The sequence below is a fragment of the Aliiglaciecola sp. M165 genome (assembly GCF_007197995.1).
Classification (GTDB): domain Bacteria; phylum Pseudomonadota; class Gammaproteobacteria; order Enterobacterales; family Alteromonadaceae; genus Aliiglaciecola.
In genome coordinates this window covers 59,526-86,055 of record NZ_VKKH01000008.1, presented here as the reverse complement: position 1 = coordinate 86,055, position 26,530 = coordinate 59,526, and the positions used below count along the sequence as shown (strand labels likewise).

At 42.4% G+C, this 26,530-nt stretch carries 23 protein-coding genes; 9 read left to right on the top strand and 14 right to left on the bottom strand.

Going from position 1 to position 26,530, the window contains the following annotated elements; genetic code table 11:
* The first annotated feature begins 164 nt into the window (after positions 1–164).
* Both FM019_RS16800 and FM019_RS16795 read left to right on the top strand, forming a co-directional pair.
* On the top strand, positions 165–1,196 hold the full coding sequence (locus FM019_RS16800) for a LacI family DNA-binding transcriptional regulator (RefSeq protein ID WP_143837124.1): 1,032 nt from the start codon (positions 165–167) through the stop codon (positions 1,194–1,196).
* Positions 1,197–1,627: 431 nt separating this feature from the next.
* On the top strand, positions 1,628–2,827 hold the full coding sequence (locus FM019_RS16795) for a M24 family metallopeptidase (RefSeq protein WP_143837123.1): 1,200 nt from the start codon (positions 1,628–1,630) through the stop codon (positions 2,825–2,827).
* Between the two features lie 53 nt (positions 2,828–2,880).
* Here FM019_RS16795 and FM019_RS16790 read toward each other — a convergent pair whose 3' ends face one another.
* The 4 genes from FM019_RS16790 to FM019_RS16775 all read right to left on the bottom strand — a co-directional run bounded on the left by FM019_RS16790 (position 2,881) and on the right by FM019_RS16775 (position 7,079).
* Positions 2,881–3,549 carry a GntR family transcriptional regulator gene (locus FM019_RS16790; protein WP_143837254.1) on the bottom strand — a complete coding sequence of 223 codons (669 nt, stop codon included), beginning with the start codon at positions 3,547–3,549 and terminating at the stop codon, positions 2,881–2,883.
* A gap of 105 nt (positions 3,550–3,654) precedes the next feature.
* The gene (locus tag FM019_RS16785; protein ID WP_143837122.1) at positions 3,655–5,148 is read right to left on the bottom strand and encodes an aldehyde dehydrogenase (NADP(+)); all 1,494 of its coding nucleotides are present in this window, start codon (positions 5,146–5,148) and stop codon (positions 3,655–3,657) included.
* A 10-nt stretch (positions 5,149–5,158) separates the two neighbouring features.
* Positions 5,159–6,160: a 4-hydroxyproline epimerase gene (locus tag FM019_RS16780; RefSeq protein ID WP_143837121.1), complete on the bottom strand. Its 1,002-nt coding sequence runs from the start codon at positions 6,158–6,160 to the stop codon at positions 5,159–5,161.
* A gap of 10 nt (positions 6,161–6,170) precedes the next feature.
* Positions 6,171–7,079: a dihydrodipicolinate synthase family protein gene (locus tag FM019_RS16775; protein ID WP_143837120.1), complete on the bottom strand. Its 909-nt coding sequence runs from the start codon at positions 7,077–7,079 to the stop codon at positions 6,171–6,173.
* Between the two features lie 99 nt (positions 7,080–7,178).
* On the opposite strand from FM019_RS16775, the gene FM019_RS16770 reads away from it, so the two are divergent.
* Positions 7,179–8,435: an FAD-binding oxidoreductase gene (locus tag FM019_RS16770; RefSeq protein ID WP_143837119.1), complete on the top strand. Its 1,257-nt coding sequence runs from the start codon at positions 7,179–7,181 to the stop codon at positions 8,433–8,435.
* A gap of 62 nt (positions 8,436–8,497) precedes the next feature.
* Here FM019_RS16770 and FM019_RS16765 read toward each other — a convergent pair whose 3' ends face one another.
* From FM019_RS16765 to FM019_RS16735, 7 genes are all read right to left on the bottom strand, one after another.
* The gene (locus FM019_RS16765; RefSeq protein WP_185969325.1) at positions 8,498–9,385 is read right to left on the bottom strand and encodes a M28 family peptidase; all 888 of its coding nucleotides are present in this window, start codon (positions 9,383–9,385) and stop codon (positions 8,498–8,500) included.
* Between the two features lie 319 nt (positions 9,386–9,704).
* The gene (locus FM019_RS16760) at positions 9,705–10,991 is read right to left on the bottom strand and encodes a serine hydrolase domain-containing protein (RefSeq protein WP_260681652.1); all 1,287 of its coding nucleotides are present in this window, start codon (positions 10,989–10,991) and stop codon (positions 9,705–9,707) included.
* Between the two features lie 302 nt (positions 10,992–11,293).
* Positions 11,294–12,268 (bottom strand): AraC family transcriptional regulator, encoded by a 975-nt coding sequence (locus FM019_RS16755; RefSeq protein WP_143837117.1) that lies wholly within the window; start codon positions 12,266–12,268, stop codon positions 11,294–11,296.
* A 109-nt stretch (positions 12,269–12,377) separates the two neighbouring features.
* Positions 12,378–12,815: a DUF1772 domain-containing protein gene (locus FM019_RS16750; RefSeq protein WP_143837116.1), complete on the bottom strand. Its 438-nt coding sequence runs from the start codon at positions 12,813–12,815 to the stop codon at positions 12,378–12,380.
* Positions 12,812–13,645 carry an NmrA family NAD(P)-binding protein gene (locus tag FM019_RS16745; protein WP_143837115.1) on the bottom strand — a complete coding sequence of 278 codons (834 nt, stop codon included), beginning with the start codon at positions 13,643–13,645 and terminating at the stop codon, positions 12,812–12,814. Before FM019_RS16745 ends, FM019_RS16750 begins: the two co-directional genes overlap by 4 nt.
* A gap of 378 nt (positions 13,646–14,023) precedes the next feature.
* Positions 14,024–14,269 (bottom strand): DUF2798 domain-containing protein, encoded by a 246-nt coding sequence (locus FM019_RS16740; RefSeq protein WP_185969324.1) that lies wholly within the window; start codon positions 14,267–14,269, stop codon positions 14,024–14,026.
* Between the two features lie 37 nt (positions 14,270–14,306).
* Complete coding sequence (locus FM019_RS16735) at positions 14,307–15,191, bottom strand: pirin family protein (protein ID WP_143837113.1); 885 nt, start codon at positions 15,189–15,191, stop codon at positions 14,307–14,309.
* A 121-nt stretch (positions 15,192–15,312) separates the two neighbouring features.
* Here FM019_RS16735 and FM019_RS16730 point away from each other — a divergent pair, with 121 nt between their 5' ends.
* Complete coding sequence (locus FM019_RS16730; RefSeq protein ID WP_260681651.1) at positions 15,313–16,224, top strand: LysR substrate-binding domain-containing protein; 912 nt, start codon at positions 15,313–15,315, stop codon at positions 16,222–16,224.
* A 930-nt stretch (positions 16,225–17,154) separates the two neighbouring features.
* Here the strand turns inward: FM019_RS16730 and FM019_RS16725 are convergent.
* Both FM019_RS16725 and FM019_RS16720 read right to left on the bottom strand, forming a co-directional pair.
* Entirely contained in the window at positions 17,155–17,841 is a 687-nt protein-coding gene (locus FM019_RS16725; RefSeq protein WP_143837112.1) for a hypothetical protein, read from the bottom strand.
* A gap of 68 nt (positions 17,842–17,909) precedes the next feature.
* Entirely contained in the window at positions 17,910–19,166 is a 1,257-nt protein-coding gene (locus tag FM019_RS16720) for a hypothetical protein (protein ID WP_143837111.1), read from the bottom strand.
* A gap of 273 nt (positions 19,167–19,439) precedes the next feature.
* Here FM019_RS16720 and FM019_RS16715 point away from each other — a divergent pair, with 273 nt between their 5' ends.
* From FM019_RS16715 to FM019_RS16695, 5 genes are read left to right on the top strand one after another with little or no spacing between them, the layout of a single operon-like run.
* Positions 19,440–20,195, top strand: a complete 756-nt coding sequence (locus tag FM019_RS16715) for an RNA polymerase sigma factor (RefSeq protein WP_185969323.1) — start codon at positions 19,440–19,442, stop codon at positions 20,193–20,195.
* Complete coding sequence (locus FM019_RS16710) at positions 20,168–20,839, top strand: hypothetical protein (protein WP_143837109.1); 672 nt, start codon at positions 20,168–20,170, stop codon at positions 20,837–20,839. Before FM019_RS16715 ends, FM019_RS16710 begins: the two co-directional genes overlap by 28 nt.
* A gap of 49 nt (positions 20,840–20,888) precedes the next feature.
* The gene (locus tag FM019_RS16705) at positions 20,889–22,193 is read left to right on the top strand and encodes a peroxidase family protein (RefSeq protein WP_143837108.1); all 1,305 of its coding nucleotides are present in this window, start codon (positions 20,889–20,891) and stop codon (positions 22,191–22,193) included.
* A gap of 10 nt (positions 22,194–22,203) precedes the next feature.
* A complete protein-coding gene (locus FM019_RS16700; RefSeq protein WP_143837107.1) occupies positions 22,204–22,776 on the top strand; it encodes a hypothetical protein in 573 nt (190 codons plus the stop codon).
* Positions 22,773–26,120: a CHAT domain-containing protein gene (locus tag FM019_RS16695; protein ID WP_143837106.1), complete on the top strand. Its 3,348-nt coding sequence runs from the start codon at positions 22,773–22,775 to the stop codon at positions 26,118–26,120. The genes FM019_RS16700 and FM019_RS16695 overlap by 4 nt, the downstream gene beginning before the upstream one ends.
* Positions 26,121–26,172: 52 nt before the next feature.
* On the opposite strand, the gene FM019_RS16690 is transcribed toward FM019_RS16695, so the two are convergent.
* Positions 26,173–26,370, bottom strand: a complete 198-nt coding sequence (locus FM019_RS16690; RefSeq protein WP_143837105.1) for a hypothetical protein — start codon at positions 26,368–26,370, stop codon at positions 26,173–26,175.
* Between the last annotated feature and the right edge of the window lie 160 nt (positions 26,371–26,530).

The following is a 26,530-nucleotide window of genomic DNA, read 5'->3' as shown; positions in this document are numbered from 1 at the left end:
TTTATATAAATAATCTATATATTTCACTTGTCAATAATATCCTTGCCCGTTGTTTGTTACTAAACTATGGATCAGCATTGAAATTTTTACGCCTATTGGCGTAAAAATACCGATGCTGTTAGGGTTCGTTTATCCCGAACTAGGGTTAATTAGTATGGTGAGCAATGAAAGCAACGATAAAAGATGTCGCCGATCTGGCGGGTGTATCCTTCAAAACAGTATCTCGGGTAATCAACAAAGAAGGAACTGTCAAAGGTCAGACATTAGAAAAAGTCGAGGCGGCAATTGCTCAGCTGAATTACCAACCTAATCATGCTGCCAGAAATTTGGCGACTACTCGCTCCTACGCCATTGGCTATATTTATGACAATCCAAACGCCTATTATGTGATAGATATGCAAAATGGTATTTTGGAAGCCTGCCGCCGACAAGGTTACGAATTAATTATCCACCCCTGCCAAGCAGACAAACCCAATATCGTTGACGAAATCAAAAATATGATAGAGCGCTCCCAACTTGCGGGACTGGTTATCAGCCCTCCCCTTTCTGAGATGCCCTCTGTATTAAGCGCATTGGAAGAAATGAAATTGAATTTTGTACGGATCATTTCAGGTTCAGATGAAAGTGGACAAACCTCACCTTGCGTATTTATTCATGACTGTGAGGCTGCAAAGGCCATTACAGAACACATGGTTACCCAAGGACATCAAAGGATTGCGTTTATAAGTGGTGATGAGGAGCATCATTCGACCGCTGAACGTTACAAAGGTTACATTCAGGCGTTGGAAGAGCATGATATTGATCTTGTTCCAGATTACGTATTTAAAGGACACTATACGTTCGAATCTGGTATTGAGGGCGCGAAACAATTGTTAGCCCTACCTCAACCACCAACAGCGATTTTTTGCTGTAACGATGAAATCGCAGCTGGAGCACTATTTGCTGCTCGACTAATGGGTTTAGATGTTCCCGAACAGCTCGCCATTGCTGGATTTGAAGATAGCCCATTTAGCCGCCAAACTTGGCCAAAATTGACCACTGCAGCCCAACCCACGGGCGAAATAGCGGGTAAGGCCGCGTCAGCTTTGATTAATCACATCATCGCATCTCGAAGTCAAAAAGGTAATAAATTCACTATTCAGCACCAACACTTTGTTCCTAAGTTGGTTGAACGAGAATCGAGTAAATCTAAATAACTGAATTTAAAGATTTTAATTAACTTCTATTGTGATTTTACGAACATCAGATTAAGCCTTGAACAAAACAAGGGATATTTGCATTCAAAAACCGCTACTCACACTAGGTTTAATGTTCACGATTACTCTTGGTAACAGCGACTTTGCAGAATCTCACGTTACAAACTTAATTCATTGCATATTGTATACAATCCGTAATATATTACCATTATGGAATCTATATGAAGTATGTAGGGAGCGAGTTTCATTTTCAGCCTAAGGCCATATTTTGTGAAATAGAGATAGGGCATTTAATGATAATGTTTGTTCATTGAATCTCCTAAGAACGAATACTGTCTTGCTAGCAAAATCTGGAACAATGAAACATCACCTGTATTTAGCAGTACTTGAATAACATCAGACACGGGTTTATCGAATACCAAGAGAACACTATGTATAAAAAAATCAATGAGTTATATAGACGTTTGGAAACCGACTCACTGTCTCATAATTTGACAACGGCCACGCCAATTACCGAAAATGAATTCAGAGCTAGAGTTGAAAAGTTGCGCCAGTCAATGCAATTTGATGGAATTCAAGCAGTAATGTTGGTGGCCGGAACTAATATGCACTACTTCACTGGTTTAACCTGGTCGATGTCTGAGCGATTAATAGGTGTAGTGATCACCACAGACGAAATTATTTATATATGTCCAAAATTTGAAGAATCAGCACTGCGTGCGCGGCTCAAGGTTACTGGCTCATTCGAATTCTGGGAAGAACATCACGACCCAACCACATTGGTTGCTAACATCTTGGCTTCGCGTTCTAAGGCAAACGTTGCCCTTGATCCAGAGTGTCCATTATGGCTGTATGAAAACCTGAAAAATGCGCTATTTGCAACGCAAATTTATTCTTCAGTGTCCTTGATAGGAGACCTACGAGCACGCAAATCAGATGCTGAAATCGCGCTTATTACACACGCGATGCATATGACATTGGAAGTGCACAAGTTGGCTTACACTTTCTTACAGCCTGGTATCAGAGCAAGTGACGTCGTCAATTTTATTGATGAAGCTCATAAACAATTGGGGGCTGACAGAGGCAGCTATTTTTGCGCAGTTCAATTTGCCGATGCAACATCACATCCTCATGGTGTGCCTGGCGATCCCTGTTTACAAGATAACTCACTAGTGCTTATTGATACCGGATGTCAAGTTGACGGTTATCATTCTGACATCACACGCACCTACGCGTACGGTAATTTGTCGAACAAAATCAAGGAATATTGGGAGATTGAAAAAGAAGCACAATTGGCGGCATTTCGTGCCGTTAAGCCAGGTGTTACCTGTGAAGAAATTGATCGGGCTGCGCGTCAGGTGTTAATCAAACATGGGTTAGGACCTGACTACCAATTGCCAGGCTTACCTCACCGCACAGGCCATGGAATAGGGTTGAACATTCATGAAGGTCCCTATCTGGTAAAAGGCGACAAGACAAAACTTGCGCAAGGTATGTGCTTTTCCAATGAACCTATGATCGTGGTGCCTGGGGAATTTGGAATACGGCTGGAAGATCATTTCTACGTTACTAAAGAGGGTGCTAGCTGGTTCACTCATCCACAATTGAGTTTAGAACAACCTTTTTGCTAAGGTTTTGGTAAACGACATGGCATAAAAAAGGCCAAATCTGGCCTTTTTACACTCTAGTGGTTTTCTTTTTCCATTTTCATCAGAAGTGCTTTGATATCGTCTTTGGCACTCAAAATGTGTTTTTTAAGGGCGTGACAGGCTTTGTGAGTCTCTCTCGCTTTTGCCAAATCCAATAATTCTCGGTGTTCGTGTGGAGCAGTTTCAATCCCCCCAGCTAACAAAATATGCATTCGAACATAGCGGCTACAACTTTGATTTAGAGAGGCGACAATTTCCGACGTCTGCGGCCGTTCTGCCCGACTATACAACTTATTGTGAAACAGCGTATTAAGTTCTCCTGTCGCACTCATTGCGTCCCCTGCGGCCATAGCGTCTTCGAGTTTTGCAAGACAATTCTCGGCCTCAACAAAATCATCATCTGTTAGACGTTCAATAGAATGACGTAACAACTCTGCTTCCAACAAAGCTCTTAACTCGAAGACTTCACACACTTGTTTGGAGGATATTTCCGAAGCGGTAGCTCCTTTGTGAGCCTCAAATTTTACCAACCCTTCTGCTTCTAACTGCATCAGAGCTTCACGAACAGGTATCCGGCTCACATTTAACTCGGTCGCCAGTGCAGCTTGTCTAAGGGGCTCACCGGCTTTAATCTCGCCGCAAAGAATCTTCTCGCGTATCGCTTCTACAACGAGTTGTGTGCGCGTTTTGTGCACAATTTGCATATGACCGTTACCAACTAGAGATTGCATTTTGTATGCAGTCTACCATCCTCTTTAAAATATCCCAACGTCCATAGGCGTAACATTATTCGTACGCAGAAAAATCTACTATTCCGAGAAGTTTTGAATACAAAGCGGACGCAAGAATCGACTCATGGCTTGTTGACCTACCGACGTAGAACGAATATCCGTGGAAGCAGGATAAGGACCACCATGGTTCATTGACGCGCAAACTTCGACCCCTGTTGGCATCTGATTATATATGAGCCGCCCCACTTTAAAACTTATTGATTCGATAAGGTCTTTGTGTTCTTCAAAATCTCGCTCTGTTCCGTGAACGCTTGCCGTCAATTGGCCCTCCATGACAGAGACAATCTGTTGTAACTCTTCAATCTGCTTATAGGTGACAATGACTGCACAAGGCCCAAATACTTCCTTGCGTAATTGTTCGTTGGTCACAAAGTGATAAGCATTGGTTGCAAATAAACTCGGGGTGCCATGAAAATGTTGCAGTTGTTTTGCATTAGCAATATTTCGTAACTGTTTGTTCATTTTCAAAGCGCTCACTGAGGATTCATACTCTTTCTGGATCCCTTTAGTGAGTAATGTGTCTGAATATTGTTCAGACATAAAAGTACTGCAGGTTTCAATAAAATCTGTCGCACTTTCCGGCACGATCCAGACACCGGGACTGGTACAAAATTGCCCATTCCCCATTAACAAAGAGAGACAAAGCTGCTGCGCTAATGCACCACTACCATGTTTTATCTTTTCAGAGAAAACGAACTGTGGATTGATGCTTCCCAGTTCCCCATAAAAAGGAATTGAGTCGCTTCTAAGTTGAATAGATTTAATCAATAGTTCAGCGACTTTTTGTGATCCAGTAAATCCAACTGCTTTGATACCAGAGTGGCGCACCAATTGGTGTGCTAAAACGGGATCTGTGCTGTGAAACTGTGAAAACACACCTTTTGGAATCGCTAGTTTGTCGATTGCATGATGGATTGCTAAAGCCATCAATTCACTCGTCCCCGGATGCGCAGGGTGCGCCTTAACAACAACAGGGCAACCTGCTGCCAGAGCCGCTACGGTGTCGCCTCCCAAAGTTGAAAAAGCGTAGGGAAAATTGGATGCACCAAAAACAGCGACTGGCCCTAGAGGAATGCGCGTAAGTTTTGTTGATGGTTTGGGAACAGGTGAACGCGTTTCATCCCCAGGCTCTTCGATATCAGTATAAGAAGGGTTCAACAACTCCACTGAAAACGCATTAAGTTGATTTATAGTGCGCTGCCTTTCACCACGCAGACGCTCAACACTAAGGCCTGTTTCCATGTGAGTGATTTGAAGTAATTCATCCCCCAAAGACATGATAGATTCAGCAATTGTTTGCAAAAATGAAGCTCGTTCAGCAGCACTAATTCGTCGATAGCGAGGGAAAGCGAGTTGTGCGGCTTCCACTGCCGTATTCACTTGTTCAGAACTGACATTATAAAATTGTATTTTACCTAGATCGTCGGTAGCTGGCAGGTAAGCGCTGAAAGTGTTTTGTTCATCGTTCGTTACCCACTGGCCAGCAATGAGGTTTTTACCTGATAGAGCCATTATTTTTCTCCTAAATTACTTGAAAACCATCAGCATAGGGATCGCTGTCATCAACTGTTATACAATTTTGCCCAAAAACTTTCGCCCAACCTTTAATGCTAGGTAAAATCGCCGGTATACCATTAATTGCTGTGATTTGTTCTATACAGCCGACAAACTGACTACCAATATAACTTTCATGCACAAACTCTTGTCCAAGTGCCAGTTTGCCCTTAGCAAAGAGTTGTGCCATACGAGCGCTGGTTCCTGTTCCACATGGCGATCTGTCTATGGCCTTGTCACCATAAAATACGGCATTGGCTGCAGCAGAATCCGATTTTGAAGGTGTGCCTGTCCATAACACATGTGAGGCGCCTTTAACCGTATGATCCAGAGGGTGTACACAGCTCACTTGTTCGTTGACTTTTGCTCTGATGATGGGGCTGAATCGTAATATTTGATCGGCGTTCCAATGCTCAACACCTGGAAAGCTATTTTGAGGCTCAACAATAATGTAGAAATTGCCTCCATAGGCGATATCTACTGTCAGATATCCCAGTTCAGGCACGTCAATTTCGACATTATGATGTGCCAGATAGGATGCAACATTGTACAGTTTGACCCACTGCACCTTGCCATCTGCCATTTCGTATTCAATACGTATTTGGCCTGCCGGAGCTTCTAAAGTAAGCAATCCTGCTTGTCGAGGGCGTAGCAACCCCGATTCCAATCCTGCTGTCACTGCACCAATTGTGCCGTGACCACACATGGGTAAGCAGCCAGATGTCTCAATAAATAAAATTGAAGCATCTGCATTGTCGTTACAAGGAGGATAAAGGAACGCCCCGGACATCATGTCGTGTCCTCTGGGTTCGAACATCAATGAAGTTCTTATCCAATCATGATTTAGCACAAAGCACTGTCGCTTCTCGCTCATGTTGTTGCCCGACAAATTGGGATGCCCGCTCGTTACCAATCGCACAGGATTCCCGCATGTGTGCGCATCGATACAAAAAAACGTTCCTTTACGCATTTACCTCTCCTTACGCGTATTTGGACAAATCAATGCGTGTTGCTAAGGCCTGCTCATACAAGGACTCTACATAACGTTTTTCAGCATCTGGAAGGACCATTCTAGGTGCTCTAACCGCCTCACTACCTCTGCCCGCAAGCTGCTCAGCATACTTAATACACTGTACAAGTGTTGGGATAGTGTCCAATCGCAATAAAGGTAAGAACCAACGCCAGATTTCCCTTGCTTCTTCATATCGACCCGCTTGTGCCAGCTCATAAATTGCCACCGATTCACGAGGGAATACGTTGGTTAAACCCGAAATCCACCCCGTGGCACCTAACATTAAACTTTCCAATGCAATGTCATCAACACCGCCAAAAACAATGAACCTATCATCAAAGGCGTTAAATAATTCAGTGATACGGCGAGTATCTTCGGTAGCTTCTTTTACGGCAACAATGTTGTTTTCTGCCACTAGCACCTTCATGCCTTCAATAGTCAGATCGACACCATAAGTCACTGGGTTGTTATAAACCATAATAGGTAAGGAGGTGTTTCTGGCGATCTGCTGATAATGGTTGATGGCTTCACGCTCGGTAGAGCGATACACCATACCTGGCAAAGTCATTAACCCGTCAATGCCAATTTTCTCAGCATCCTGACTATATTCGATCGCAAATTGCGTAGTGGTTTCAGCCACCCCAGATAATAGAGGCACACGACTATCAACCACTTCCTTTGCGGCTTTCATAACATTACGCTTTTCTTCTGGGCGCAGCGAACAATTTTCCCCGACTGTGCCATTAACAATGATTCCATGAACACCTTCTTGTATTAGGTTGTCCAGCATAGTTTGGGTAGATTCGTAATTGATCGTGCCATCTTGATTGAATTGGGTGGTAACTGCTGGATACACGCCCTGCCATTCGATAGACATGTTTTAGCTCCTTTTATCTGTAATGTTAAATGAGGATTGCATACTATAGTATATTGTATACAATATCCAATAATTAATTCACAAAACAGAAATTTCAAAATGAATGAATCTAAGAATGCACCTGAAACTGCAGTGATCGGAGCAGGAATTATAGGAGTGTGTTGCGCAATAAAATTGCAAAATCAGGGAATTAAGGTGACGCTGATCGATAAAGTCGGTGTCGCTCAAGGTTGCTCCAAAGGCAATGCAGGGCATTTTGCTACAGAACAGGTCTTTCCTTTGGCAGAACTAGGTTTGTTGAAACATATACCGAAAATGCTGTTTAGTCCTAATGGCCCAATAAAGATCCGGCTTGCTTATTTGCCATTTGCGATGCCATGGTTTATTCGTTTTTTTGTCAACATGTTACCAGCGCGTTTCAAGCGTCATTCCAAAGCCCTGAAAACCCTAAATATTAAGGCGATAGAGGCATACGATGAATTGCTGGAACAAGCAGGATTATCGCATTTGTTGATTAAACAAGGCAGTTTGATGACCTTCGAAAATACTGACCTAAAAATTATCGAGCAAATTAAAAACAAATACCTAGACAATGGCATTAGAGTAGAACTGTTGAGTAGAAGCCAAGTAAAAAATTTGGAACCTTCGCTATCGAGTAACGTTACTTATGCTCTGTATTTCCCTGATGTGGGCCACACTCAAGACCCTGAAAAACTCTGTTTATCCTTATTTGAATATTTTATGGCCCAAGGAGGCCAGTTTGTGCAGGAGCATGTGCACTCAATCGAACAGTCAAAGGAAAAAGTCAGGATCAGTACTAGCCTGCAAACTATCCACTGTGACACAGCTATCCTTGCTGCTGGTGCATGGTCCAAAAGGCTGCTTACACCACTGAAATACAAGGTGCCTTTGGATACCGAACGCGGATACCACTACATGGTCAAAAACCACCCTAATATAAACCGTCCGATAGCCTCATACGAACGCAAATTTATCATGACGCCAATGACTTCCGGACTGCGGTTAGCTGGTACCGTAGAATTTGCAGGACTAAATACAAAAAGTAACAAAAAGCGCGCGACTGCTCTGGCTTCGCACAGCACAAAACTGCTTGATGGAATCAACATTACTGAAAGTTTAGATGGCCAACACTGGATGGGAATGCGCCCTTCCCTACCTGATTCTCTACCAGTAATTGGCAGAGCACCTAAGCATGATCGATTATTTTTTGCATTTGGTCACCAGCATCTGGGTCTGACCCAAGCAGCAATAACCGGAAAATTAATCGCGGAATTGGTTTGTAAAAAACCATCAAGTATTGAATTGGAACCGTTTAGTATTAATAGGTTTGATTGAAATTAATCAAATAATGTGACCGGCCCCGTTTTTTGCACTACTCGATACTTGAACTTCGCAGTTTATTTGTCTTTTAGGCGTACCGTGAATAATTCTGGTTTGGTCACTTTCGCGGTCCCGGGATGCTCAAGATAAAAATTCGCCACGGCTAGATAGAGTGATAAATGCGCATCGACACCTTCCCAATTCCAAAACTCATTAATCTCATCTTCAACACTGTGAATATCGCCCAATGCAACAGAAGGCGCTGGCTGACCGTTTTTCAAAGTATTTCCAGTCCATATTGTGATTGCTGGAACACCATGTGACAGCATGACAGCACTATCAAATCTCTGATTCATGACATCCACCCATTCTTGCGGCGAATACTGCCAATCAAGGTTAAGCGCAACACGCTTGATATCATTAAGCATGTTTATACCCTTACGAGGCATCACAAAAAAATCACTTCTCGGTCCGCTGACGTTAAAACCATCAATATTCAACACCAGTGAAATATCATGCAAAGGAAAAAGCGGCGAATCCACATATTGACGACTCCCGCCAAAATTCACTTCTTCCAAAGTTGTGGCTATGAAAACAATGTTATGATTTATGGTTGGCCGTTGCGCTAATCGTCGTGCAAGCTCAATTAATGCGGCCACACCGGTGGCGTTATCTCGCGCACCGTTAAAGATAACATCGTCCCCCTCACTACCTCCTGTTCGTACACCCAACCCATCGTAGAGAGCCATAAAAACAAGTGAACGTGAAGTTTCTTCTGCTGCTTGCAACCAACCAATTACGTTGTTCTCTCTCAGCTCTGGATCAGCTATGGCTACAGGTTGCAGATATGTTTGTTGCGAGTAGGGTTTTAATCCGATTTGTTTGAATTGCTTTTCAATGTATCGCGCCGCTTCCAAGATCCCATTCGAGCCTGATCCCCTTCCTTTTAATTCGTCAGAAGACAAGTAAATTACGTGTTGTATGAATAGTGAATGGGCCTGCGCAACACTCGTTGGAGAGCAAACACAGGAAAAGAGAATTAAAACAAAGGAAATTCGCATGGTTTGATTCATGTTGGATTTGTTTTAGGTAAGTCGCAGAAAAAATCGATATAGTTTAAATCGTCGCATTCGATACACTGTAACTCGTAATTTGCACTGGTCAATTGAGCCAGAACAACTTTTTGGTTGGCGATGTTACAAACATAGAATATAAGTTTAATTTAGAAGCAAATATTAACTTTTCAAAAGATCAAAGCGGCTTGAAAACTGTCTAAATATTTACCTAAAGCGTAACTTCATATTTTTTTGCCTCGTGAATTGCCCACCCCCAATAAATCAACACAATCGAGATTATTATAAATGTCCCTAATATGGTGTCCTGTACAACTTTATTCACTCGATTATTGACCAGGTAAATATCAGGTTTACCGGTTTTCCATAAGGTCCATTGGGTAGCCATATCTGAAGCAAGGGCTTGGTCGTTTCCGGTTTGAAACATGATAAATCCGTCTCCTTTGTCGGGGTCAAAACGCACTGTTGCATTGAGATAAGGAGATTTGCCTCCGTGGCCTATAATGTGACCTGTGTCAGTAGGCGCAAACAGCATCACTCCAGCTCCCCAAATAGGTTGTCCACCAACAAAGGCTTGGGGCCGTCGCATCTGAATCAAGCTTTTTTCGCTCAATAAAGAGGACGAAGTTTTGTTACGAAAGTCTACAGCTAGGTTTTCTAAGACTAATTTATGTATTTCAGTTAAATTTGTGTACAAGCCCGTTGCAGCTAAAGAAGTGTAGTTTGGGTAGTGTTGAGCTTCTTGAGCTTCGCCATAATAATCAGCGAGTAATGGGTTGCTGCGATTGACTTGAAAATGTGTATTCTGTAGACCAAGTGGTGCAAACAACAACTGATGCATTGCATCTTGAAAGCTTTGCTGGGTGACATCTTCAACAATTAATTGAATAAGATTATAGCTACCACCAGAGTAGTTCCATGTCTCGCCTGGGGGCAATGTCACAACGACTCTGGCATTTACCCCTGGATCAGCATCAGCGGCAAGGGTTAGATGCTCAGTCAGAGGCTGGATAGGTTCATTGAGAGCAAATCCATTATGGCCAAGCCCGTCTTCAATGCCAGCGGTATGGCTCAGTAAAAGACGTAACGTTACCAAGTCATTATCAAACTGGCTAGCAGGAAGTTGCCAGCGCTTTAAATATTGTGACACAGGCGCGTCTATATCTAAAATCCCCTTGTCGACCAAACGCATTACGGCCATCGCAGTAACCCATTTACCTACAGACGCAACACCGAATACTGATTGTTCGTTTACAGGTTTACCGACGGAAGCGAAATAACTGTCCACAATTTCGCCATCTTCTATGAGTCCATAAACTACATTCCCTTTTAAGTGTTCGTCGATATTCTTTTTCAAATGGGTTGTAAAAGTCTGTCTATCATCAGACTCTGCCCAGGGTGTCAAAAACCAACCTTGCAACAATGCTGTGAAACGCAGGGCGCCAAAAGCACCCGAAAAAATAACGATTACAGATAAAGAGATTAAAATTTTTTTCATCAGGAAACTCTCTATTGATTACCTGAGGAAAAGCATAAGTTTTTCCATCTATTGTTTTTTGATTCAGCAAGCAAAATTTTTTGCAGAACGTACACTTTCGCGGCGTTTGAATTTGCTGTTTATATTCGTATATTCTGAAGAATTAGTAGTTAAATAACCTGAGGTTTGGATAGGCTAACAAAAGTGCGTTTTCTAGCCCTTATGTTTGTAAGTAATAGAGACAAAGGAGGTTTTAATGCCAATGAGGTTGGTACAACAAGCCTTTGTAACGTCAAAGGCAGGGAGTAATTTGGTCTCAAAGGCTAAACAGTTGAGGTCTGGTATGCTTTCCTAACTTCGTTTGGGCTTTTGCCTATCACTTTCTTAAATGCCCTTGAGAATGCCGCTTCAGATTGGTAGCCAATATCCAGCGCTATCACCAACATAGAGTCTTTAGAAAGCTGTAACTTAGAATAGGCCAAAGACATTCGCCACTCCGTTAAATACTCCATGGGCGTATTACCAACCAGTCGTTTAAACTGCTGTGCAAAGCTCGTTCTGGACATACCTACATCATGGGCCAATTCCTCCAACGACCAGTGATGATCGGGACTATCGTGGATAAGCTTCAACGCATGACCAATTCGATCATCTTCCAGCGCTCCCAACCAACCGATTTTATCTTCACTGAGATCCTGCAAATGCTGACGCATAGCAGTGATAACTAATATATCAGCCAAGCGCGCGATAACTGCCTCCGCACCCATACCAATTGTACTCGTTTCGGCTTCTAATAAACGACTGATGTTATCCACAATGTCTGAAGGTGTTTCGCTATCTTGCTGGATAACAATAAAAGTCGGTAAAATTCCCAACAGCTTTATCGCCAGCGGATGTTGAAAAAGTAACACGCCGCAAACCATAGTAGTTTGCGCCCCCCCACCTCCGAATGATAGGGTTTCATAACGCTCTGTCACGGCGTTGATAGGTAACTCATCTAAAGGCGTAAATGATTGACAGATACCATCACTTAACTCGTGTCCTTCACCTTTTGGGAAGAGAATGAAATCGCCTGAGTTCAGTTGAATTTCTGTATTTCCAACCTGAAACAATGCACTACCTTCTGCAACGATGTGAAACATCATACAATTGTGCATAGCAGGCATGCTCAACGCCCACGGCATGGATAATCTAGATTGGGTAAAAAAAGCGCTTTCCATGCGAAGGCTGTCAAGCAACCTTCCTATTGGCTGATCTTTAATTCGGGTGCTTATTCGGTTTTTATAGTCAAAGTTCATTGCGCAATTGCCCCGTTTTCCCTCTTTAAATTTAAATCTACTGTGAAGATTAGCAGCATTTTGATTAAAAACCGTTTTGCTGTTTTGGATCACTTCAATTTTTAATTTATTAGATAAATAACAACAAACTTGATAAGACTGCTGACGCTGTCCGCACATGATTCCAAAACACCCATTTATCGAGATATTTTTGCCAAACAGTTCCTAAACTTTCACCTGTAGCATCTAGCAATTGATTATTTAATGGAACGTTGAAAAGTGCGGTAACCAGGGTTGTTCCAGTGAAAAAAATAATCCCTGCCAAAGATAAAAATCCACAGTGAAAGAGAAAAAAATACAGCCCAGCGAGACCTGAAACAGCAAAACACACCAAAAAGGTTGGATTAAGGATCTGTTTGTTAATTTCGACCATGGTAGAGGCGCCGTCGGTGCGTTGCGATAACGCACCCATGACAGTATTACTGAAAACGAAGTAAAGACCGACCATGACGATCATCGATAGTTGAAGCAGCGCTTCAATTAAAGTAAGGATAGTTATTCCAGTCATTGGGAGCCTCCTAAAAACGCAAGGCGATTTGCAGATACAAATTCTTTAAAACGCCTTGCCGGTCGACCCAATGCCCGTTCTACACCGTCGGCAATGAACTCATTTCTGCCATCAAGAACTTCTGTAAATAAATAGGTGAGCATTTCAATGGCCTTCGGATCGACATTATTATGCTGCAAGTTAGCACCAAAGGCTGCGTGTGATATCTGCACAAAGTCAACAGAGCGATGAAGTTCTTCAGTGAATATATCTGCAAGTTGGACAAAACTCAGAAGCTCAGGGCCTGTTACTTCATACAGGTTTCCGCTGTGCCGAGTATCTAACAAAGACGCGACAACGACATCACAAATATCTTCAACATCAATAAATGGCTCAGTAATTGCGCCAACTGGTAATGCGATTGTGCCTGCGTCAACGAAAGCTCGAAACATTCCTTCACTAAAATTTTGATTAAACCAACTTGCTCGCACAACAGTCCAGCTTATCCCTGACTTTTGCACTATCTCTTCACAAACCTGCGCCGCGGGCTCTCCTCGCCCTGACAGCAACGTAATGTGCTTTACACCCTTTATCTTTGCTAGCGCACAAAATTTCGCAATATCTTCAGGCGCTTCGGGTATGGCAAGGTCTGGGTAATACGTTAAGTACACCGAATCAATACCCATTAGCGCAGCTGCCCATGTTTCTGGAGCGCGCCAATCAAAGTGAATTTCACCCTGTCGATTCGCCCCTTTTACGTTTAAACCCAGCTCATTTAGTTTGTTATAAACACGTGCACCGGTTTTACCTGTTGCGCCAATAATTAAATATTTGTTTGTGTTTTGTTTCATGCTGCTTTTACTCTTTAAGGTTAAGATAAAAGCACTATAACGAAGTGTTTAAGGCTAAAATTTACTCAGCGTATGCTTTTTGATGCACATCGTTCGAATGTGTTACATGAAAATCATTTCTTAGGATTAAATAAACGCAAGCGATAATGCCCCATTTAAAATGAATGAATACAGATTAGTTTTGTCGAATGCCGTTTATATGCTGCCAAGGGCAAGAAACCCAGGTTTTGAGACTCGTTTTTTGCCGTATAGAACAATTTGATATCCGCACAATATTCCTTATCGACCTGCATTGACGCTAAAGGTGCGTAAACCTGGGACCACAGTTGTACAATGTCAAATTGCTTATTAATTGCGTTAAAAGTCTACCGTACTACTTCATGATTCCCGCTTTACGTAACGGTTTATCCAGGGTCCAACAATAAGACTAATTGGCAAAGCAATTAAGAAACTTTCACCCCAGGCTTGAAGCCAGCTAAGCGTTAATTCAACCAGTGTATTCGGAGATGGTGTATCTATATTTATGCCTGTCCAATAAAATGACAGCGTTCCGGACATAACAAGCACCATCAATACACTCCTGCACAGCGTGAAAATGCTGTTTTCAATTTTGTGCTTAAACATGCCTTTTCCCTTTTTCAACTTACGAAAACTTGTTTCTTTATGAGATTGAGCCAAACAACCCTGCAGCTTCCCGCGCGATGACATTATTCATCGCCTCATTGTCGGACGCGACCAACGGACCTTGCTGCACAAAGCTTTCGTTTAATGGTTTACCTGAGACAATAACAAAATGTGCTTCTTTTGAGTCTTGATTGAATAAAGTCACAATACTTTTAGCTTGCCCACCTTCTATTACAGTTGATTCGCCCTTTTGCAACATCAGTTCGGACTCACCCAAAGTTAAGCCCACCATACCTGAAACGGCATAGACCCAGGTGTTTAATCCCGCTTCCAAATGAAACCTAAAGTCACTAGCGCCGTCTAGTTTGCCATCCAAAATGTTAATAGGCGTAGAGGGAGACTCTGCGCTTTTCACATTCAGATAGCTGCCCAAAACAAGCCTGACTCTTGAGCCATCCCCTGCAATGATTGGCATATCACTGGATTTAACATGAAGTGAGTCAGGTCGAGTATTTTTGTCTTTATTCGGAATATTGACAAACATTTGCAGTCCGTGAATTTTCGCCCCCGGACGCGGCCTTTCGTCATGAACGGCCCCTGAGCCCGCTTTTAGCCAATATAAATCTCCAGGCTCAAGATCAAAATCGTTACCCATTGAATCTGTGTTGTGGAATTTTCCGACACTATCTTCAAACAAAATCGACACGGCAGACAAACCAGCATGAGGATGAGCACCAAATGTTGGTGCATTCATCATGTAGTGATCTACCATAATTAATGGGTCGAAACCGGTATTGAAACTGCTGTGCCGAAAAGATAAAGCGTCAAACCCATCACCGATAGAAAATGGTACTCCCACCGATTTAGGGCCGAAGCTAATAATGGGTTCATCTAAATTGACGACAGGATTAACTAAATTCATTGGTTCGCTCCTCGAGTTTTTCGATAGACAAACAATAGACGTTGTTATTTGTTAAGAAAATAGCCAAAAAATGAACTCACTGTTCTATTATTAGGACAATTAACGTGACAAGGTACGTGAAATGATCGATATAAATGACTATTACTATTTTGTAAAAGTAGTGGAAAACAAAGGCTTTACCCGAGCCGCAGAGATGATTAGTTCACCTAAATCCAAAATCAGCAGGCACGTAAAAAAACTGGAACAACGACTGGAAAGGCGCTTGATCCAAAGAACCACACGACACTTTGCCGTCACCGAAGCGGGTCGAGAGTTTTATCAACATGCGAAAAGAGTCATTAACGAATTGGAGTTAGCTGAGAGCATGGTAAAAAAACGACCTGGAAGATTATCTGGAACAGTTAAGATAAGCAGCTCTTTTGGGGTTTCTAACTACTTATTGCCGAGTCTTATATGTGAATTTTTGCACCAACATCCTGATGTCGAAGTCAGGCAACATGTATCCAATGATTATGTTGATATAATAACTTCGGGGTTGGACATGGTTATCAGAGGTCATGACAAAAACCTTCCTGACTCATCGTTAATTCAAAAGCACCTTGCTCAAGTACAATGGTGCTTGTTTGCCAGCCCTACATTGCTGACAAAGACTAATCAGATTTTTGCACCACAAGACTTACACGGGATCAAGGCACTTGGTTTTGGCTGGAAAAACAGCTCACGGGTCTGGGGCTTAACCAGGCATGATGGCGAAACAGCTGAAATCCGTTACTCACCTGTCTTTAGTTCCGACGATATGAGCGCACTAAAAACGGCCTGTGTAAACGGTCATGGAATTGTTTCACTACCAGGATATGTGTGCAAAAAGGAAGTCACAGATGGCCAATTAGTCAGAGTGCTGCCCCAATGGCATAGCCGCTCAGCAGCCCTTTCCATCATCATGCCATCTCGCAGTGGCGTACCAACTGAAGTCAGAACCTTTATCGAATTTTTGCAGGACAAAGCACAGGAGAAAGTAAGTTTCCAATTTTAGTAGATTGATAAGCTCGTAAAAACTGAGAATTCGAATTGTAGTAAAGGAAAAAAAGAAAAAATTAGAAGTGCAACCAAACAGGAGCGGACGTGTTAATCCAAAAGCGTTTTACTCAAAGATTTATTTTGACCAGAAACATCTTAGAAATTGGTGACGCCCCGTAGCGATCAAACTGATACAAAGAGAATTCATTCGTTGTTAGATCTAATTTTAAAACTGAAATGATTATTAAGTTTGTTATATATTGAATTTATTAGATTTTTGACTAAAACAACACCACGGCTTTTGTGATAGCGAGCATATTGTTCAAGAATTGCTCGTCACTTAGGAATAATAAGAGGCGTATGTCTAAATGTGCTAAGGTCTTATTGACAACAACCGCCTCGGTTATGCCGGCGATGAATTTTTACCTCGAAATTCTCACATGCCTTGCTTTGCGAAACTTCCATCTTGAACGCGCGCTTTAGCCTTTGTGTCTTAGATATGCTGCGCGTATTGTAATATTCATCGGTTTCTTCTAGATGTTCTGCTAACGAAAGGCTGTTCTGCGCTCTTTTTAAGACGTTAACGTCTTATCGGTTAACCAAAAGCAATGATCGCAAAGAAGCGACAGAACTTAAAAATAAGCAGCTTTTCGTGGAAACAAAAACGATTAAAAAGGTGAAAATCACTAGAGTGCGTATATGGCATCTTCGAATATTTTTTTCAATTTATTTGTCACATTCTTTAAGCGCAATTGGCCTTCCAGTAAGTTCACTGTTTAATTTGCCAGAAAACAAAAGCTATCTAGTAAAGCATTCTAAATCTTTGTTTGATTATTTTATTTCTGAATAGAATTATAAATTTGGAAAGTCTTAATGCGCAAAAACCAAAGTTAAAGGCAAAAATGGGTGTACAACAGATCGTCCAAGCATCAATTTGGCGCTATTGTTAATCATCACGAAATCCGTAAATAAACTTACCTGAAACAAACCAAGCAACACCAAAAGCCCACAATGCAAATGCTTCAGCATAATAAACTGTTCGGCTATAGGTGATGATATCAAATTTGTATAACGTTATCGCCAACATGCAAAAGCTCATTGTCCCGCCACAGAGCAGATAAACAAGCTTGCGGTTCTTTGCACCACCGCTCGCACCGCTCATATTCCGCGGAAAGAAATAAAGGCTAAACACACACAGAATTATAAATAAAATGGCGGCGCTAACATAGTGTAAAGTTGCGGTGAGTGCTTCAACAGACTCAATGCACTTGTCACATATTAGCCATTTCACTTCATCAGAATTCGTAGGAAGAAAAGCAACACCAAATGCACCAACACCAGCTAGCTTTGACAAGGCTGATTGAGCAATCGGAGTGCTTCCGTCTTCGCGCCATCCGTTGTAGGCAAATAAAAATGTGCCAACAATACAAAGGCTACCAACAAACAAATTTCTTGCATCTGTATGATAGTACTCACTTATGGATCCGAGGCTAATATCAGGCTCCAAGTTTGCTGCACAGGTGACAAGTATTGGCAAACAAAATGCTATTGCTCCTATGAATGCCCTTAATGTCATATAATTAAACGCTGAGCGATACTTGTGCTCAATTTGTTCATTTACTGAATTATCCAATGTAAGCTCTCCTTTTTTTATGGGTCATATGCAAAAAATATGTTTCAGAAATCAAATCGGCACAAAAACTACTTGCTTGCTCCAAAAAACGCCAACAAATCATCTGTGCTTTTTCTAATTCCAATAAAGATACCTAAGTCATCCTCTTGGTCGCCAAGGTTGGCTCTAAAACCCAAAATCAGATCACTGCTAGAAACAGGCTTCCATTCTCCAACCAGTATCCAGCGGTACTGATCATCTAATGATCCGTATTGTTCATATTTAACTCTCGAAACACTTAACCTGGCAGAAGGAACCGCGTTGCCACTAACTTTAATATTTTGCGGGTAAAATATGTACTCGATGCCAACGCCATATCGGTGAAGTACCGAATCATTTTCGGCTGTGAGTTTGTCTCGTGATTGTATTCCACCAACAGCAAAAAAAGAGCCAATAGACTTGTTGTCATCTGATTTTATCCAATCCCAATTGGGTGAGTAAGACACCTTAAAATATGCATCGATACTATCTGAGACATCATTGAACAAAACTTTTTTTGCATCTCCATCTGTTTCATTACCAGAAGGCATATCTGGTATGTCCGGCATTTCCGGCATTTCCGGCATTTCCGGCATTTCCGGCATTTCCGGCATTTCCGGCATTTCCGGCATTTCATTTTCTGGTTCATTGCCATCAAAGGATGGAGCCTCAAACAAAGTGATGCCAATTTCTGCCTGAATAAGACCATTTTTTTCTTTTTTATCTATGGCTTTTTGATCCAGAAACCATCTTCCATTGAAACTGAATTGGGCTGCTGCTCCTGATTCACTTAAGCTGTCTCTCTTACCTTCGTCATCATAGGAAGATTGCCAAAGGTTGCCGATAACAAATTGATTCGCCCAAATCTTACTAGAATGATTTGTTGCCAAAAGGCTCTTCTGGTCATCAATTGTAGTGCGTAGCTCATTCACTTTTTTTTCAAGTACCAGGTCAGCCGCAGTGAGTTTTGACTGCTCCGCCTTCTCTTTAAAACATAAAGCCATTTTGTCTAATCGAAGTGATATCCATTTTTTCTCAAACGCACTTCTATTTGAATATTGGTCAATGGGCAGGTCATTTGCCACCTTTGTAGAAAGGAGCTTTAAATCCAATGGAGCCTTTGCCAATGTTTTGATTATTTCATTGGACAAGTCTTTGTCATTGATGTCATTAACTACCTCTGTGGCGCAAGCCATTGAATGAGAACTTTTTTCATCTACATTTAACTTGTAATCATGTTCTGCACTCTCACAGAGAAATGAAGTAAATAATGTGGCAATACATAAGAGTTTGGTTTTTAAGTGCATTTGGAAAGCTCCACTAATAGGTTTTATTGATCAGTGCAAGCAATGAATAACTTCTCCCATCCTTTTTGAACTTTTTACCCGCAAACTATGAAATATTTGAATATCGTATGCCTTTCCCGATCCGTTCCAATCTGAATTCCTGGCGTTTATCCCAGAGTGCTGTATCTATTTTGCGTCAACATTGCATCCCGTCGTTGCTTGAGGTAACTTTGTAACAGATTGAGCAAAAATAAATCAGATCAAAGGCTTACAATCCCAGAAGGGGCAAGGATATTGTCAGACTCACTCGATAGTTTGGTTGAACGCATCAGAGCAGGAGATAAGAAAGCTGAGCATTCATTGGTTGAGCGCTATTGGCGCAGCCTCTATTTCATTATCAATCATCGCGCAAAAGACCCGGATTTGGCAGCTGACATTGCTCAAGATGCTTTTGTCGTAGTCATCAATAAAGCCCGTAATGGCGAAATAGAAAACCCTGCAGCCTTGTCATCTTTTATTCGCCAGGTTGGTATCAATCTGCTAATTTCCAGTTATCGCAAAGAACAACGTCGCAAAACCGATTGCGAGGAAAGCATTGCCACTACAATTGCCGATCAACAAGCCGAAATTGCCACTTCCCTCAACAGCCAACAGTTGGCTGTTATTGTCAAACAGGTGATGGACGAGTTACCCACACCGCGCGACAGTGACATGCTCTACCGCTACTTTGTCTACGGGCAGGAAAAACTGGTCATTTGCGCCGAATTTGATATCAGTACCGAACACTTCGACAGAGTGTTATACAGAGCCCGCAACCGTCTCAAGCAGGTGATGCAAGTGAAACTGGGTATCGATTTACAAAAAGTTTCCCTCAATCATTTGCTCAGCATTGGTCTCATTATCGGCTTATCTATAGGTAGTGAAAAAATAATTCATGATCATATGAGAGATTTTGCACGCGCGTTTCACTTAAAGGAAAACGCAGTCAAGGACAGACCGAGTTCGACGCTGGAGGAACTGCAGTGCCAGCAATTGACGAGGTTAACATGAAACCAATGGATCGGGAGTATATTCAGGAATTTGATGTAGTGCACCGTTATGTGCACGGTAAATTAACAGCGGAAGAAATGGCGGAGTTTGAGGTGTACCTGATGGAACACCCTGAGCTACTCGAAGAGGTGCAAATAGACCAGGCATTTCACCAGTACGGTCAACAGGCTAGCCAGGTGAAAAAAGACGAAAACGCGGGCAGCTTGCTACCAGATTGGTTAAAAGGTGCGTTTGGAGGTGTCTTCGCAAGTGCCGCTGTAGTGATGGTAATGGTGACAGGAGGTCTGTTTGATAAAGGCCTCACGCCCGTTGATAGTGTTAGTGAGTCGCAAATTTATTACGTACAGAATCTGCGCTCTCAAGAGCAGCAAATGCTGCATAAAATTGCACTGGAAAAACAGGCTGATGTGTTGGTGCTTGCCGTCACGCCGATGTCGCTATCTGAATTACACGACATGCAGCTGTTTGATGCAAAAACAAACGAATTGATTTTCAAGGATACGCTGAAGCTGTCAGACGATGGCTTACTGAGTATTGCGTTACGCACGTCTTTGCTGAACAACGACAGGTATTCGGTGAAAGTGGTGCCCCAGGGAGATGAACAGTATGTGCTGAATTTCGATATTCAGCTTAATCTACCATGACAACACACTTGACCTGACAAGCAGCTGAGCCAGGTAAAAGGAGTTAACTGTGCTAACCGATACACAATTAAAAAGCATTGCTTATGAGATGTTTCATAGTCCTAATCCGCCCTCAAGTATTGATGCCGGATACACTTATCTAGGACAAATGATCTCACACGATATTGTGCCCAGTACAAAGCTAGGTTCAATGTCTCGCAAAGTAAGTGGCCGACTCGATTTGGAAAGCCTGTATGGGTCAGGTGCCTTGTACGAATTGCAATTTCCTCTGGATTCACACTTATTGTTCAAACCTGATGGCACTTTCAAAAAGTTAGCCAAACGCGATGTTTATCGGCCTCGAAAAGGACTCCAGAAAGCCGTTATCCCAGAAATTCGTAATGATGAAAACGTCATTATTTGCCAGTTTCACCGCTTATTTCAGGACCTGCACAACCGACTGCTACGAGACGAAGAGTTTGCGGCAAATGGGTTACAGGCCAGACAATACACCACCTTGTTATTTCAACTAATCGTCATTGAAGATTTCTTGCCCAAGATACTCAATCAAAATGTCTATAAACAATACTTTGAAAACAATGTCCGCTGTCTGGAAGGACTGGTAAATCACCCTAAAATATCCAAAATACGACAGAGTATCATCCCGAGTTTTTTCTCACATGCCAGTTTTCGCTTCGGGCATAGCATGGTGCTCAAACAATACCACTTTGATTTTGACAATAATGTTCACCAGTTGGGAAGGCTGATGCGCCCCAACAAAAAACTCTCTAAAAAATTTGAATTTCTATGGGAAAAATTTTTCAGCACCAAAGAAGACCAAGATGGTCCTGCCGAAGAAAATCCCAACAAGGCAGCGAGCATTGACACAGCAATCACTAAACAGATGGCCAATCTCGACCTAATTTATGCAAAACGGGATATCGTCAGTCTGAATATTAACGCGGCATATGAAATAGGGTTGCCGGACGGAGAGGAATTTATAGATTTTCTTACGGAAGAGTATGGCGAAAAGGTTGTGGAAGGGTTTTTAGGTATTACCCGCCTGAACGATTTGTCAGATGCAGCGTTTGAGGACGTAGAAGGTGTTACTCCGCAAAACCTTCCACTATGGCTTTACATTCTTTTGGAAGCCAAGCAACGAGAGGGGGGAGAAAAACTCGGGCCATTAGGAAGCGCCCTTAACGCTGAGGTATTGGTCGAAGCTATGCAACAAGCCACATTCAGCGTTTACACCCATAACAAATTTCAGTTTGCGGACGCGATTAAAAAATTGGGTCCCAAATTGGAAGAAATAAAATTTATCAAAGAGCGCAAAATCAACATGATCAACTTAATCAACTTTATTCAAAGTTAAGGAGAATAGTATGACTGAGCCGACTAAAGATACAATTGAACACTGGATTGCAAAACCCGTCGATGATGACAGAGCAATAATCAGTGCGCGCCCGGTGGACGAGTCCGAATTCACTGCAGCGCAAAAAGAACGCATGCGAGATCTAGATATTTACTTGCCAAGATCAAACGGCTTGTTCCGAATGCGATCCGAATTGTCGGTTACCGGCGACTTTGTTTTTCAAAAAGCAAGTGGCGTCTGGACCCATACCATGGCCAAAATCATGCGGGGATTAAGACTGGAATTGATTTCCAAGGACGGTGACTACTTCCTAGAAGACGCCAATATGAATGCTGTCATTCCCCATGGCAACGACAATGAAGAACCATGGCGGATTACAAACTGGAAGGTAGAATCAAAAAAGTTAAAAGTTGATCCAGGTGATCCTGATAATCCCTATGAGATGAATGAAGACAGCCCAGATGTCCCCATTGAAAAAGTATTTGAAGATACACTCAGATGGGAAACCACGGTTGGCGGCCAACCGTTTTCGGTCGACACAGTCGCGGCCTGGAGAGGCTATGGGAATCAAAATACTGAATGAAAACTGCTGAAGCAATTCGACAAAAAGCATTGCTCACATTTTTGTGGGCATGCTTTTTTATGCCCTCTAGTTGTGTTTATGGCGTAGAAAAAACCATTCTGGATCTCCCCACCATTGAGATAACAGAAACCGGTGAGCAAGGGTTTATAGTTTCAAATATTCCCTATGACTTTGAGGTCAAAGTAAAACTCGATGGTCAGCTTATTTCTCATTCAGATAATCCTATTACCTATTATCCTAGCGAATACGTTTTTATAAACCCAGAAAGCGTACCTGCACAACTCGACATTCAATTGGTAATCAAGCAAGTCGTCGACTTGGAGAGTCTTGATAATACTTCGCTGCAAAAACTCACGGCCGCGGAAGACATCTCGCTTGCCGATCAATTGCATCAATTGGCTATACAAAACCTGCAAACGAACAACATTGAAGAACAAGCACTGGAAACTATCAGGTTTAATTTGCCTGAGGGGTCAGAAAAGTCAGACGAAATAACCTTCTGGCAGGCTTCGTTGTTAAATAATCAAGGACAGTATGAGAGTGCCAATCAAGTTTTGATTAACCTGCTGGACAGCGTGAAACATTCTCCGAGCAGGCTGCAATTAGGCACAAGACAAACACTTGCAAGAAACTTGTTTTTTCTCAACCAATTTCAATCATCCATTGATATGGATGTGGCCACGCTAAGTTTATTGCAACAGGTTGAATCACCTGAACTCAAAACAACATTGCAACAACAGGTTAAAGGGAGAATTGCAGTGTCGTTAATGGAGAGTCAGTTAGGCAGACAGCAAAAAAGGCTTACCATCCCAGATACGTTCTGCCATACCAGCGCTGAGCTTCCGGCCAATCAAAATATCGATATTGGCAAATGTTTTCTGGACCAACTAGCTGTAGAGCTTGTAGGAGACTTCAACCCTAAAGCACATTATGATTTATTGCAGGCGTATTGGCTTTATTACATGGCGAAAGACATGGATGAGCAGGCTGTTTACACCTTGTTGGCGGCCCAGGTGAGCTTGGTAGATCAGTTGTCTGCCACTCAACAGGCGAGCCTACATCAATATATTGGACTCTCTCAGGAGAGTTTGGGCGAGTTGCAGAATGCGCTGCAATCCTATCAAAAAGCGATTCAGTTGATCGAATCTTCTGACCGCACTGACATGGAATTTATTTTCGAAAAAGCGTCAGCCTACTACAACATTGGCACCTTATATGGAAAAATTGGAGACTATCAAAAATCTCTGCGTTACATAGATAACACAATTGCAATAGATGAATCTCTTGGTGACAAAGAGAACTTGGCAATTTCCCAATCTTACCGCGGTACCCTTCTAAGCTATTCGGGGCAACACGAAGCAGCGCTAAACGCGCATTTAACCGCTGCAGTTGCACTCCCTGAAACCAGCTACCATTTTGTCGTGAACAAACTGCATACGGCAAGGGATCATCTATCCCTGGGTGACTTCCAAGGTGCATTGCAGAGAATAGAGCCCATTTGCAAAGCATCCGAAATACGTACCCTTGTCAAAGGGCAGATCATTGATTGCCTGTTGGTGGAACTTGAAGCGCTAAATGTTCTGGAACCAACTTCTGCCATCGCTATTCAGGATATACTCAATGATTGCTTTTCAGGTGCCAAATGCGACGAATCTGTATTCACTGACAGCCGTCGATTAAGCCAAAAGCTGCGCTCTTGTGATGAAATTTTGACAAAAAAGTTGAACACCGAATACCCGACGCGCAAATTGAGATATGTGAACTTAGTTATCAAGCGTGTCTCTGGGGAAATGTGCGCAGAACAGGTGCAGATGCTTTATGAACAGGCTTTTGCCGATACCAATCTCATTAAACAAGTTCTCAGCAACTCAGCGCCTTACATAGCAGCAACCCACGACTTATTTGCTACTTACTCAACATTCTTGGCTGAATCTCCCGCAATAGACAAAACCACGCGGTCAGTCAAACTCATTGAAGCGTTTGAACAATACCACTCCGCCAATTTTCTCATCGAAAAAAGTACACGCAAACAATCCAGATTCAATCAAACGGACTTCGATGAGATGGCAACCGTATGGCAAGAAAAACTCAATAGCGAAAAGCTGGCCATTTCTACTTCGGATGAAAATCAAAGAGCTAAATACAGAACAACTGCAGATATCGCCTCAGATAAATTTGCTGCCTTTTTATTGGTAGAGGAAAGCTCTGCCTCTGAGCTTGATTTGAAGACCCTGTCATTTGAACAAATCCAATCAAACCTGTCAGAGAGCGAAGCATTTATCCACTTTATTTCAGGCCCGGATTACGGGTTTGCCATATTGACTGATACTGACGGCAGCCGCGCCTATCCAAGTGCAAAAGCGAATGACTGGGAACAGCTATCCAATCAACTTATACAAGCCTATGAAAACAACTCACTTTTAAAAATTTTAAGAGAAACCTCTTTAGCCAAGTTGTTGCCCATATCGACGATCGATCAACGAGGATACACAAAGTTGATTATTGCTTCTTCCGGTGAGTTGAATCGCATTCCACTGGGCGCCTTCAACACATCTGATAACAGCAATTTCTACAATCCCCTGGCGCTTGATGTTTCCTTGGTGCAAACCATGTCGGCAAGTGCCTATTTTGAAGACAAGGAATTCCGTCGCTCGGACGGCGCATTGGATATCGCCATATTTGCCAACCCGACCTTCAATTTAACTGAATCGGCCGAGAATTTAACCGAGCAGGAATTAACCAGACAATGGCGCAGTGCGTTAGCCCCTTTGCCATTTACTGCCAGAGAAGCTGAAGCTATTCGTAGCCTATTTGCGGAAAAAGCGGTAAATCTCGCCGTTGGCAAAAACGCAACGTCCACACAATTGCTATCACTCCCTTTTCGTCAGTCAAATATTCTGCATATCGCCACTCATGGTCTGTATGACCCGCAAATCCCGGATTTAGTGGCTTTCGCAACAGCGGATGAACAACGCGGAACCGACTATTTAACCCTGTCCCAGTTGTCTCAAAATTCGTTTGCCTCAAAGCTTATTGTGCTAAGTGGTTGCGAGACACTGCAAGGTCAGTATTTCAGTGGCATTGGTATGAATGGATTGTCGCGAAATTTCCTGCTCAATGGTGCAGGTTCGGTATTAGCGACGCTTTGGAAAGTGGAGGACCACCCTACTTCGCTGTTTATGCGCTATTTTTATCAAGGCTTGAGGGAATTTGACGGAAACAGTAGCAAAGCACTCGCCAGCGCCAAGTCGCGTTTTTTTCAATCGGGACGTTACTCTCATCCGCGTTACTGGGCCGGTTTTTCTCTCAACGTAGCCAATAAATCCAGCGAAACTGTGTTTTGACAGGAACAATCAGAGATAAACAAAAAAAGTAACCATAGGCGCCTTTTCCTAATCACAAAATAAACCGCCTTAAATCCACGTTGTCCATCAGTACTTCAAGGTTTTTGTTGAAGTAATCCGCTTTCAAACCAGCAAGCAATAACCGGGGCAGTTGCTTGCATTCAGCGTTTTGGAAGTGCACAAAACCTAAATAACCACTTTCATCCAAACAAAAGCGCCATGTAACATAGAACTTGAGAAGCCTGTTCATACAATCAGCCGACCCATGGCCAACTAATTGGAAAGACGATAATTAATCCAACGTGAGATGGAAAGCAGCCATCTAAATTTACCAGTTGATGTTAAAGATAGCCTACTTCACTTCCATGGAGCTTCAGGGAGTTATCGCATTACAATTGTTACCAATCAAT